11 protein-coding genes are annotated in these 12309 nt (G+C 65.2%); 7 read left to right on the plus strand and 4 right to left on the minus strand.

From position 1 onward, the window contains the following. Positions 1 to 73: 73 nt before the first annotated feature. Genes MYCSP_RS16335 through MYCSP_RS16345 form a run of 3 tightly spaced genes read right to left on the minus strand, consistent with a single transcriptional unit; the run spans position 74 to position 3147 of the window. Positions 74 to 1111, minus strand: a complete 1038-nt coding sequence (locus MYCSP_RS16335) for a mechanosensitive ion channel family protein (RefSeq protein ID WP_083013581.1) — start codon at positions 1109 to 1111, stop codon at positions 74 to 76. After that, positions 1104 to 2207, minus strand: a complete 1104-nt coding sequence (prfB, locus tag MYCSP_RS16340) for a peptide chain release factor 2 (RefSeq protein ID WP_083013582.1) — start codon at positions 2205 to 2207, stop codon at positions 1104 to 1106. Before prfB ends, MYCSP_RS16335 begins: the two co-directional genes overlap by 8 nt. 49 nt (positions 2208 to 2256) lie before the next feature. Further along, a complete protein-coding gene (locus MYCSP_RS16345) occupies positions 2257 to 3147 on the minus strand; it encodes an IclR family transcriptional regulator (RefSeq protein ID WP_083013670.1) in 891 nt (296 codons plus the stop codon). Between the two features lie 112 nt (positions 3148 to 3259). On the opposite strand from MYCSP_RS16345, the gene MYCSP_RS16350 reads away from it, so the two are divergent. From MYCSP_RS16350 to MYCSP_RS16370, 5 genes are all read left to right on the plus strand, one after another. Next, positions 3260 to 3925: a Rossmann-fold NAD(P)-binding domain-containing protein gene (locus MYCSP_RS16350; RefSeq protein ID WP_083013583.1), complete on the plus strand. Its 666-nt coding sequence runs from the start codon at positions 3260 to 3262 to the stop codon at positions 3923 to 3925. 91 nt (positions 3926 to 4016) lie between these two features. Further along, entirely contained in the window at positions 4017 to 5756 is a 1740-nt protein-coding gene (locus MYCSP_RS16355) for an acyl-CoA dehydrogenase (protein WP_070909653.1), read from the plus strand. Between the two features lie 145 nt (positions 5757 to 5901). Next, positions 5902 to 7251 (plus strand): FAD-dependent oxidoreductase, encoded by a 1350-nt coding sequence (locus tag MYCSP_RS16360; protein WP_088414387.1) that lies wholly within the window; start codon positions 5902 to 5904, stop codon positions 7249 to 7251. Positions 7252 to 7279: 28 nt separating this feature from the next. After that, positions 7280 to 7765, plus strand: coding sequence for an SRPBCC family protein (locus tag MYCSP_RS16365; protein WP_088414389.1), 486 nt, complete (start codon positions 7280 to 7282; stop codon positions 7763 to 7765). Between the two features lie 72 nt (positions 7766 to 7837). Then, positions 7838 to 9331, plus strand: coding sequence for an FAD-dependent monooxygenase (locus tag MYCSP_RS16370; RefSeq protein WP_088414391.1), 1494 nt, complete (start codon positions 7838 to 7840; stop codon positions 9329 to 9331). Here MYCSP_RS16370 and MYCSP_RS16375 read toward each other — a convergent pair. Then, positions 9310 to 9825: a hypothetical protein gene (locus MYCSP_RS16375; RefSeq protein ID WP_088414393.1), complete on the minus strand. Its 516-nt coding sequence runs from the start codon at positions 9823 to 9825 to the stop codon at positions 9310 to 9312. The genes MYCSP_RS16370 and MYCSP_RS16375 overlap by 22 nt on opposite strands. Before the next feature lie 23 nt (positions 9826 to 9848). On the opposite strand from MYCSP_RS16375, the gene hisN reads away from it, so the two are divergent. Further along, positions 9849 to 10640: a histidinol-phosphatase gene (gene hisN / locus MYCSP_RS16380; RefSeq protein ID WP_070909647.1), complete on the plus strand. Its 792-nt coding sequence runs from the start codon at positions 9849 to 9851 to the stop codon at positions 10638 to 10640. A 235-nt stretch (positions 10641 to 10875) separates the two neighbouring features. Beyond that, positions 10876 to 12279, plus strand: coding sequence for an acyl-CoA dehydrogenase family protein (locus MYCSP_RS16385; protein ID WP_088414395.1), 1404 nt, complete (start codon positions 10876 to 10878; stop codon positions 12277 to 12279). Positions 12280 to 12309: the final 30 nt, after the last annotated feature.

Raw genomic sequence — 12309 nt, forward strand, 5'->3', positions numbered from 1 at the left:
ACGCGGACCTTCTTTCGAAGCTTCTGAGCCTGGGACAGCACCTTTTCCCAGAACGGTTCCTGGCGCGATTCACTCATGTGAGCTCCTCCGCCTGCACGATCGGTTGCGGCTTGGTGTCAACACCTTCTTCTTCGCGCTTGGCTTCTTCGCGCTTGCCTTCACGTTTGAGCTCACCGGAGCTCGACGACGACATCGTCCGCACCACCGGGCGGCTGTCCCCGACCAGCGCGATACCCGACTTGGCCAGCGCGGCGATCACCTTGGCGCGCAGACGGCGTCCCACCTCGAACTGCTTACCGGGCAAGGTCCGCGCGACCATGCGCACGTTGACCCGCTCCATCTCGATGCTCTCCACGCCCATGAGCGACGGGGCATCCAGAAGCAGCTGAGACAGATCGCGGTCGACCAGCGCCTGCTGGCAGACGTCGTACAACACGTCGTTGACGCGGGCCAGGTCGACGCTCGTCGGCACCGGAATGTCGACGACCGCGCGGGCCCAGTCCTTGGACAGGTTGACCGATTTCACGATCAACCCATTGGGAATGGTGATCACCTCGCCATCGCCCGAGCGCAGCTTGGTAACCCGCAACGTGACTTCCTCGACGGTGCCGCGCGACGCCGCCGTCGCGTACTGAACTTCGAGCTCCACCAGATCGCCGAAGCCGTACTGCTTTTCGGTGATGAGAAAGAAGCCGCTCAAAAGGTCCTGGACCACGCGCTGCGCACCGAAGCCGAGCGCACCACCGAGCACGGCGGCCGGGCCCGCCAGCCCGCCGATCGAAATCCCCAGCACGCCAACGACATGGACGGTGGTGACCACGACGATCAACACGACCACGATCCACGACACCACCGAGGCAAGGGCCTGCCGGTGCTTGCTGGCTTCCGAACGCACCAGCGCGTCGCTCTGCGTGAACGAGCGATCCAGCCGTCGGGTGATCTTCTGCGCGCCCCAGTTGATGAAGCGCACCAGGATCATCGCACCCAGGACCGCGATGACGATACGCAGGCCATTGTCGAGCAGCCAGCGCCCAACCTGGCTGGACCAGAAGGAGTTCCAGCGTTCTGCTAGGCGAAGACTCGCCGCACTGAATTCCGCGGCTCTAATCATCGCGCCTGTTGCGCCACCGGATTCCCGCCTCGATGAATCCGTCGATGTCCCCGTCGAGCACCGCCGCGGGATTGCCCACCTCGTATTCGGTACGCAGGTCCTTGACCATTTGGTAGGGCTGCAACACATAGGAACGCATCTGGGTACCCCATGAGCTGCCGCCGTCGCCCTTGAGCGCGTCCATCTCGGCACGCTCCTCCTGGCGCTTGCGCTCCAGCAGCCTCGCCTGCAAAACGCGCATCGCGGCGACCTTGTTCTGCAGCTGCGACTTCTCGTTCTGGCAGGTGACGACTATCCCGGTGGGAATGTGCGTGAGGCGCACCGCGGAGTCGGTGGTGTTCACCGACTGACCACCAGGGCCGCTCGATCGGTAAACGTCAACGCGCAGGTCCCCTTCGGGAATGTCGATGTGATCGGTGGTCTCCACCACCGGGAGCACCTCGACATCGGCGAACGAGGTCTGCCTACGGCTCTGGTTGTCGAACGGACTGATCCGCACCAACCGGTGCGTGCCCTGCTCCACCGACAACGTGCCGTAGGCGAAGGGCGCGTGCACGGCGAAGGTCGCGCTCTTGATCCCCGCTTCTTCGGCGTAGGAGGTGTCGAACACCTCGACCGGATACTTGTGCGCCTCGGCCCAGCGGATGTACATACGCATGAGCATTTCGGCCCAGTCCGCGGCGTCCACACCGCCGGCGCCAGACCGGATGGTGACCACGGCCTCGCGCTCGTCGTACTCGCCGGACAGCAGTGTCCGGACCTCCATGGCCTCGATGTCTTCGCGCAGCTTGGCCCGGTCGGCATCGGCTTCCGCGACCACCGAGGCGTCGTCGCCCTCCTCGGCAAGCTCATAGAGAACCGGAAGGTCGTCGAGGCGCTGGCGAAGCTCCTCGACGCGTCGCAGCTCACCCTGGGCGTGTGAGAGCTGGCTTGTCACCTGCTGGGCACGCGCCTGGTCATCCCACAGGTTGGGGTCAGCGGCGGCTTCTTCGAGCGTCTTGATCCGGGCACGCAGGCCGTCGACGTCGAGCACCCGCTCCACCGTGGTGAGAGTCGTGTCGAGGTCGGCGATGTCGGCTTGGCAGTCCAGATCCACAACAGTTCAGGTTACCGGGCACATCGCGTGGTCCATTCCCACCCGATGTCTACGGGCCGGCGCCCTGCCTGCCGTGGGTGACGGAGGTGATGTGATCGGCGCAGAATCGCAGTCGATTGCCCGCGTCGATCGCCTCGGCTTCGGTGAGGCGCTCGGGTGTTCCCAACACGCTGAGCATCACCGCGACCTCGCCATCGGCGCCGAAGACGGGCGCGCCGAGAAAGCCGATGCGCCGCGGCTCGCTGAAATCGATCGGCTCGCCCATGCGGGCCAGCAGTGAGCTGAGCATGGACTCGATGGTGTCGAGCCGCTCGCCGACGGTGCCCTGGACGGCCGTGTCGCCCCACTGCATATAGAACTTGTCCACGCGATCGCTTTGCACGGACGCGAAGTAACCCTGCTGCCGAATCCCGGCCAACATTCGCTGCATGCCGTCCCAGAGCTCGTCGGTGACTACCGGCGCCGCCCGCAGCAGCCAACGCCGCACATCGCATTCCGGAGCCCACGCCATGAACACCAGGCCGGCCGGCGCGCTGAACCGGATTCTTTGTCCCACCTGATAGCTGCCGCCCGTCGGCGACCGTCCGTGTGAGGAGATGACCGCCACGTCCTCGCCCGCGATCATCGACGCCGTGCACGCCGTCCCGAACTGGGCCGCCAAGCGCTTCACCTCCGCGTCCACCACGTCGGCAACCTCGAATCGCATCCGCGCGGCGTGCCCGGTGATCAGCATGGACGGGCCGATCGAGTACGTCTTGTGGCGAGGGTGGCGAACGATGTAGCCGGCCTCGGTGAGTGCCTGAAGTATTGCGAGCGTGGACGCCGGATTGACTCCGACAGCCTCGGCGACCTCGGTCATCGACATCGGGCGAGTGGGTCGCCCCGCCAGATAGTCGAGGATCTGCGCAGCCCGGACGACGGCGGGTGCGGGCTTGGTCATTTGCACCCCAATCCGGCTACCCGACTGCTAATATCCCGTCGAATTTGATATATCGAATTTCAACAAGAAATACAATACTTAACTACTTAGCTAGCTGGGGGTCCCGGTCGACATGTACTCCTTCGGAAAACAGCTGGCCGCGCTACCAAGATCACAGTACGGCCCGTGGGCGGTTATCGCGGCCGGAGAGACCGAAACCGCCACCGCTTTCGCACGCCACATCGCGGCGAACGGCATCAATGTCGTCCTCGCGGCACATGGCGGGCGCGCCGACGCGTACACGCTGACCATGACCGCGGGTGTGAGCGTCCGAACCGCGTCACCCGACGTCTTCACCGGCGAGCTCGCCGCGGCCACCGACGATATCGACGTGGGCCTGTTGGTGTGCATCACCGACGAAGATGCCGCGGGCGGCCGTTCCGCCGAATCCGACCTCAACAGGATGCGGACGCTCTACCTCACCCACCGATTCGGCCAGCGCATCGCCAACCGCGGCCAAGGCGGCGTCATCATGGTGAGATCACTCGCAGCACAGGGCCTTTCACACCACACTCAGCCGCGCAGCGCCGATTCGACCTTCACGACCGGCATCCGCGACGGTCTGCACCAACAGGGTGTCGAGGTGGCCCTACTGGACGACTACGTGCCACACCGGCCCGCGATGGATGCCGACGATCTCGCGTTGATGGCGCTCGCCCGGCTCGGCAGGCGCCGACACCGCCACTGCCTGCATGACGGCGACCAACCCGACCGCGGGACCGAGCGCCGCGTCAACTGACGCGTACCCAGGGTTCACCGCACGTTGTGCACGCGGTGTTCAAATCCCCGTCCCTCCCTATCCAAACTGACGCGGTGGTAGGTTCCTGACCGTGAGTCAGGATACGAACGCCGCCCCCAAGACCGAATTGCTTCACCCCACCCAGGACGACTTCGCCGAATTCGACGGCGAAACACGTCGCCTGCTCAAGGCAACCGTCGATTGGTTCGAGGAGCGCGGGAAAACCCGGCTGCTCCAGGATTACGTCGATAAGGTCTTCTACCAGGACTTCCTGGACTTCGCGGCACGCGAAAAGCTGTTCGCGACCTTCCTGACCCCCGCCGCCGACGGCGCCGGGCATGCCGACAAGCGCTGGGACACCGCGCGCGTGGCCAAGCTCTCGGAAATCCTCGGCTTCTACGGCCTCAACTATTGGTACCCGTGGCAGGTCACCGTGCTGGGCCTGGGCCCGGTGTGGCAGAGCGCCAACGCTGATCCGCGCAAGCGCGCCGCCGACCTGCTCGACGGCGGAGCGGTCGCCGCGTTCGGTCTTTCCGAGCAGGCGCACGGCGCCGACATCTACTCCAGCGACATGGTGCTCACCCCTGTCGAGGGTGGCGGCTACAAGGCCTCGGGCCGCAAGTACTACATCGGCAACGGCAACTGCGCCCGCATCGTCTCGGTGTTCGGCCGAGTACAGGGGCGTGACGGCCTGGACCAGTACGTCTTCTTCCTCGCCGACAGCGAGCACCCCAACTACACGGTGATCAAGAACGTCGTGCCGTCCCAGATGTACGTGGCCGAGTTCGAGCTCAACGAATATCCGGTCAGCGAAGACGACATCCTGCACGTCGGAGCCGACGCGTTCAGCGCGGCGCTCAACACCGTCAACATCGGCAAGTTCAACCTGTGCTTCGGCGGCATCGGTTTGTCCACGCACGCGTTCTACGAATCGATCACCCACGCCCACAACAGGATTCTGTACGGCAGCCCGGTGACCAAGTTCGACCATGTGCGCCGCGAGTTCGTCGACGCCTACGCCCGCCTGCTGGCGATGAAGCTCTTCAGCGAGCGTGCGGTGGACTACTTCCGCACTGCCAGCGCCGAGGATCGTCGCTACCTGCTGTTCAACCCGGTGACCAAGATGAAAGCCACCACCGAGGCCGAGAAGGTGCTGGCGTTGCTCGCGGACGTCATGTCGGCCAAGGCCTTCGAGGCCGAGAGCTACACGACCGCCGCCCGGATCGACGTGGCCGGCCTGCCCAAGCTCGAGGGCACCGTCGCGGTCAACCTGGCACTGATCCTCAAGTTCATGCCCGCCTATCTGCACGACGCGCAGGACCTGCCGGTTCCCGGCGTTCAGCTGCAGGCCGGCGACGACGAGTTCCTGTTCCAGCAGGGACCGGCCAGCGGCCTGGGCAAGATCCGGTTCCACGATTGGCGTAAGCCCTTCGCGGCCAATGCCGACATCCCGAATGTCGCGGCCTTCACCCAGCGCGCGGAGGCACTGGCCACCCTGGTCTCAAGCGAGCGGGATGCCATCAAGAACGCCGGGCTGGATCTGCAGCTGAGCATCGGCGAGCTGTTCACCCTGGTGGTCTACGGCGGTCTGATCCTGGAGCAGGCTCAGCTGCGCGGCACGGACTCCGTGTTGATCGACCAGATCTTCGAGTTCCTCAACCGGGATTTCTCGACATACGCGGTGGACCTGCTGGGTAAGCGCGAGGCCACGGCCACCCAGCGCCAGTGGGCCAAGGACGTGATTTCAGAACCGGTATTCAATTCCGAACGCTTCGACGAGATTTGGAACCGGGTCGAGGCGCTCTCCGGCACATACGAAATGCAGGCCTAGTCCGCAGGTCTCCCCGCGCACCCTCGAATCCGTCGCTAGCATCGGTGGGGTAACCCGTCCGGACAGGACCGCGGCCAGCCCCCTGTCGGCCAGCCCATAGCCGACGACAGCCGCTGCCCTGGCGGGCAGATAAGGATGGACGAGGGTGCGCGCCGTTCACGTCGCCATCGTCGGTGCGGGGCCCTCGGGCTTCTTCGCCGCCGGATCGCTGCTCAAACACACCGATTTCGACGTGCATGTGGACATGCTCGAAATGCTGCCCACCCCTTGGGGTTTGGTTCGGTCAGGAGTGGCACCGGATCACCCCAAGATCAAGTCGGTCAGTGCCGTGTTCGAGAAGACGGCAACGCACCCACGCTTCCGATTCTTCGGAAACATCGAAGTGGGAGCACAGATAACCGCCGAGGAATTGGCGTCTCGCTACGACGCGGTGATCTACGCCGTCGGCGCCCAATCCGACAAGCCCCTGGGCATCCCGGGCGATCAGCTGCCCGGCTGCATCGCCGCCGTCGACGTCGTGGGCTGGTACAACGCCAACCCCACCTATCAGAGCGTCTCGGTAGACCTCTCCGGTGAGCGCGCCGTGGTCGTGGGCAACGGCAATGTGGCGCTGGACGTGGCACGCATCCTCGGCATGGATCCGGAGTCGCTGCACACCACCGACATCGCCGATCGGGCGCTGGATTCGTTGGACCACAACGCGATCCGTGAAGTGGTGATCATCGGACGGCGGGGGCCGTTGCAGGCCACCTTCACCCCGCTGGAACTGCGCGAGATGGGTGATCTGCCCGGTGTCGACGTCGTGGTGGACCCGCAAGACCTGGCAGGCATCACCGACGAACAACTGGCGGCCGCGCCCAAACCGACCCGCACCAACATCGATACCCTTCGCAAGTTCTCGGAGCGACCACACACCGAGGGACATCGTCGGGTGGTGTTCCAGTTCCGCACGTCCCCCATCGAGCTGCACGGTGACAACGGGGTCGAATCAATCACTGTGGGCCGCAACGAATTAGTCGAAGAAGACGGCTACGTGGTGGCGCGTGATACCGGTGAGCGCGAAACACTGCCCACCCATCTGGTGGTGCGTGCCATCGGGTACCGCGGAGTGCCCGTGCCCGGATTGCCCTTCGATTCCCGGCGCGGGGTGATCCTCAACAACGCGGGGCGCATCGAGGGACGCGAGAACGAGTACGTGGTCGGCTGGATCAAGCGCGGCCCGGTCGGCGTCATCGGAACCAACAAGAGCGATTCACAGGAGACGGTGGATACCTTGCTCGCGGATCTGGCGACCGCCGACCTCGGGGCCGCCCCCGACGTCGCGGCCCTGGAGGAATGGCTCCTGGGCCACGAACCTCACATCGTGTCGCAGTCCGACTGGCTGACCATCGATTCGCACGAACGGGCCACCGGCGAGCCGCAGGGACGTCCCCGCGTGAAGCTGGAGACGGTGCCCGAGCTGCTGGCCGCGACCGGGCGGCACGGCGAGCCATGATGTCGGCCCTCACACAAGCGGCTCATCCATGACCGTCCACATCGTGGTGTCGCAGGTGATGCCGGCCAGCTGTGAGCGGACATTCGACCTGATCCACGATTACGGCCGACGGCTCGAGTGGGACACCCTGCTGCGCCGCGCGTATGTCGAGGGTGGCTCCGACATAGGCGTCGGCACGGTCGCTGTGTGCACCGCGCGCCGGATCCTGGGCGGATACTCGTTTCGCACCCGATACGTCACGTTCAAACCGCCGCATCTGGCCGCGATCAAACTCGAATCCAAACCACCGTTCTTCACCAAGTGGGCTGCCTCGCTGCGCCACGAACCGATCGACAGCGATGACACCGACGCTTCGGCGGACCACCGGGAGGACATGTCGCTGGCGACGTACACAATGACCTTCACCTGTAGACCGGCGGTCATCGAGCCCATCGCGGAGCGAATGTTCAAGCGCGAGAACGAGAAACGGCTGGCCGCGTTGGCGAACCACCTACAGCGGGACAAGGAGCGCTGACCCGCACGACCCGGCCTTAATGTTTCCTTATAATTCTCTTATTTTACTTATTTTTCGGGTAGCTTCGTCTTCATGACCGAACACGCGGTGGTAATTGCCGGCGGCGGACCGACGGGATTGATGCTGGCCGGTGAGCTGGCCCTGGCGGGAGCCGATGTCGCAATCGTCGAGCGGCGCAGCACCCACGAGCTGGAAGGCTCGCGCGCCGGCGGCATGAACTCACGCACCCTGGAAGTGCTTGATCAACGGGGCATCGTCGACCGCTTCCTGCCCCAAGGATTCTCGGCGCCGGTCGCGCATTTCTCCGCACTCCTACTGGACACGACCGACCAGCCCACTCGGCATACCTTCGGGCTAGCGCTATTGCAGTACCGCATTGAACGAACCCTGTGCGAGTGGCTCGGCGAGTACGGCGTGCCCATCTACCGTGGGCGCGAGGTCACCGGATTCATCTCATCCGATGACACGGTTGATATCGACCTTTCCGATGGTTCGACGCTGCGCGCGCAGTACCTGGTCGGTTGCGACGGTGGCCGCAGCCTGGTGCGCAAGACGGCCGGAATCGAGTTTCCCGGTTGGGATCCCTCGACCAGCTGCCTGGTCGCCGATGTCCAGGTCACCGAGGAACCGGAGTGGGGCATCCACCGGCAGGGCGCGCTGCATTCCTTCTTCAAATTCGAAGAGGACGGACCGATCCGGGTTTTGGTGACCGAGCCCCAACTCGGGCGAACCGATACGCCGACGCTGCACGATCTGCGCGAAGCATTGTTATCCGTCCGCGGCACTGACTACGGAATACACAGTCCCACATGGATTTCCCGATTCACCGACGTAACCCGACAGGCCGAGGCATACCGCAAGGGCCGGGTGCTGCTGGCCGGCGATGCCGCCCACGTGCACTTCCCCATCGGCGGACAGGGCCTCAATACCGGAATCCAGGACGCGGTCAATCTGGGCTGGAAGCTGGCACAGGTTGTCAACGGCACATCAGCGGAAAGCCTGCTGGACACCTACCACGCCGAGCGCCATCCGGTCGCGGCGCGAGTGCTGCACAACACCCTGGCACAAACAGCACTGAGCCGCCCCGGTGAACGGGTTGATGCGTTGCGCGACATCATGTCTGATCTGTTGACCCTGGAGAAGCCGCGACGCCAGATCGCGGCGATGATGAACGGCCTGGACATCCACTACGACCTCGCTCCCGAGGCCGGCCCCGGCCATCCCCTGCTCGGGCGGCGGATGCCGGACCTGGAGGTGCATACCGCACGGGGAACGGTGCGCGTGTGCACGCTGCTGCACGAGGGCCGTGGCGTGCTGCTCAACCTGGGCACCGCTATCACCGGCACCTCGGGATGGTCACATCGAGTCGATGTCGTCGAGGCCCGATACCTGGAAGCAGACTGCACTTTCGAGCTGCCGGTGATCGGAACGGTCGAGGCTCCGCACGCCATACTGATCCGGCCGGACGGCTACGTCGCCTGGGTGGGCGACAGCACCACGACCGGGCTCAACGGCGCACTGCAGAACTGGTTCGGGCCGCCCCGTTACAGCGGTGGCGGTTCGTAGTACCGCGGCGGTGGCTCGTGCTTCTTGGCGGGATCGTCGGTGGAGAACGGTCCCTCGACAGGTCCGGGAGGTGGCGCGGCGGGAGGCACCGGATCGATGTTCTCGATGGGCGGAGGACCACTCGGGTATCCGGGCCCACCCGGATACTGCTGCGGCGTGGGGCCGGGCAGCGGCGCCAGCAGTATGTTCCAGCGATCGGGGTTCTTCGGTGGGTACAGGACGGGGATCAGATCACCGAGACGTGGCCAGTCGTTGACGTCGCGCACGATCTGCCGATAGGTGATGTATTCGGCCACCGTTGGACCATTGAGCGCACCGGTGATTGTGACCAGCTGCTCGCCCGTCACCCCCTCCGGCCGGGGGCTGACCCCCGTCACCAACAGGGTCCCTTCCACGGCATTCATGCCGGGTTGAGCTTGCCGACCGCGTCTCATCTGCGTGATGACGAAGACGAGCGAGCCGCCGATCAGCAGTAGCACCAAGAATTCCCACACACTGACATGGTAGGACTGCAGGCATGACGCCCACCGTGTCCTTGCGCGAAGACCGTCGGCTGGCACTCGAATTGGCCGATGCCGCCGACGAAATCACCACGTCGCGCTTCGGAGCGCTGGATCTGCGAGTGGACACCAAGCCCGATCTGACCCCGGTGACCGACGCGGACACCTCGGTGGAATCGGTCCTGCGCTCACTGCTGCACCGCTCGCGTCCGGCGGACTCGGTGCTCGGCGAAGAGTACGGCGGCGAAGCCACGTTCACCGGCAGGCAATGGGTCATCGATCCCATCGACGGCACCAAGAATTTCGCACGCGGCGTCCCAGTCTGGGCCACACTCATCGCGCTGCTTGAGGACGGCGTGCCCGTCGTCGGCGTCATCAGCGCCCCCGCACTCTCCCGCCGGTGGTGGGCGGCGGCTGGGCTCGGCGCGCACAGCCGTGTCGGCTCCGGCGAGGATCGGCCGATACACGTCTCCGGCGTGGACCGGCTGGGAGCATCGAGCCTGTCGTTCTCCAGCATCTCGGGCTGGGCCGACCGCGGGATACGCGACCGATTCCTCGACCTGACCGACACGGTGTGGCGTGTGCGGGGGTTCGGCGACTTCTTCTCCTACTGCCTGCTGGCCGAGGGCGCGGTCGATATCGCCGCCGAGCCCGAGGTCTCGCTGTGGGATCTGGCGCCGCTGGACATCCTGGTGCGTGAGGCCGGTGGCCGGTTCACGAATCTGGCCGGTGAGCTCGGCCCACATGGCGGCAGCGCAGTAGCCACCAATGGATTGCTGCACGACGAGGTGCTCAAGGCCCTCGCCTAACGCGCCCCGACACCACCTGCTTCGCGCTCCCTCGCGCGAGGCAGACGTCAAAGCGCGCGCGTCTTGCCGGCGTGTCGAGGACATTTTCGTCTGCTCGTGGGCATTACCGGGGGTGTGACATGTACCTCGTTTTGTAAGGATCTTACCGCTTAGTAAGATACGGTTCTTACTTCGGAGTAAGGTAACGACCAGATACTCCGGCAGAACCCCTTTGACCCCAGAAACGGCTGGTGACATGACCAACACGTTGACTCCGCGCGACGAGAAAAAGGCCGCCAAGAGCAAGAGCCTGGCGAAGCACGAGACCGGCGTCGGCCTCCAGAAGCACAAGCGTGGCGCGATCGACATCCTCATCGCGGTGCTGACCCCGATCGCGGGCTCGGAGCTGCTGGACAAGTACAACCTGCGCGGAGCCTTCAACAAGGGCATCTTCGAGACCACGAAGGGTCTGTTCACCACCCTCGGCGTTGCCAACCGCACCTTCAAGAAGGTGACCGGCAGCAAGGGCGGACCCAAGCGCCTCGACAAGGCGAACGCCGACTACTTCGACCTCAACCCCGAGGACGAGCAGAAGATGATCGCCGACACGGTGAAGGAATTCGCCGTCGAGGTCATCCGCCCGGCCGCCTACGAGTCGGACAAGAACAAGACCTACCCCGCCGACCTGCTGAGCAAGGTGGCCGAGCTGGGCGTCACCGCCATCAACATCCCCGAGGATTTCGACGGCATCGCCTCACAGCGCTCCACTGTCACCAATTCACTTGTCGCCGAGGCGCTTTCGTACGGCGACATGGGCCTGGCCCTGCCGATCCTGGCCCCCTCGGGTGTGGCCAGCGCGCTGACCAACTGGGGCAGCGCCGACCAGCAGGCCACCTACCTCAAGGAGTTCGCGGGCGAGAACGTGCCGCAGGCCTCGGTCGTGATCGCCGAGCCGCAGGCCCTCTTCGATCCCTTCAGCCTCAAGACCACGGCCACCCGCACCCCCAGCGGATTCCGCCTCAACGGCACCAAGTCGCTGGTCCCGGCCGCCGCGCAGGCCGAGCTGTTCATCGTGGCCGCCAACTACAACGGCCGCCCGACGCTGTTCATCGTCGAGTCCGGCACCGAGGGCATCACCGTCGAGGAGGACCCGAGCATGGGCATCCGCGGCGCGGCGCTGGGCCGGTTGAACCTCAACAACGTCGCAGTTCCCGCCGCCAACATCCTCGGCGAGGACGGCGCGGGCGAGTCGGACTACTCCGAGGCCGTCGCCCTCGCCCGTCTGGGTTGGGCGTCGCTCGCGGTCGGCACCGGCCAGGCCGTGCTCGATTACGTCATCCCCTACGTGAAGCAGCGTGAGGCGTTCGGCGAACCCATCGCCCGCCGCCAGGCCGTTGCCTTCATGTGCGCCAACATCGCGATCGAGCTCGACGGCCTGCGGCTGGTCACCCTCCGCGGCGCCTCGCGTGCCGAGCAGGGCCTGCCGTTCATCCGTGAGGCAGCGCTGGCCCGCAAGCTCGCCACCGACAAGGGCATGCAGATCGGCCTCGACGGCGTGCAGTTGCTTGGCGGCCACGGCTTCACCAAGGAGCACCCGGTGGAGCGGTGGTACCGCAACCTGCGCGCCATCGGTGTCGCCGAAGGTGTCGTCGTCCTCTAGCCCCTGGCCTACCTACTAACCGAAAGTCTT

Source organism: Mycobacteroides saopaulense, from assembly GCF_001456355.1.
In the GTDB taxonomy this organism is placed as follows: domain Bacteria; phylum Actinomycetota; class Actinomycetes; order Mycobacteriales; family Mycobacteriaceae; genus Mycobacterium; species Mycobacterium saopaulense.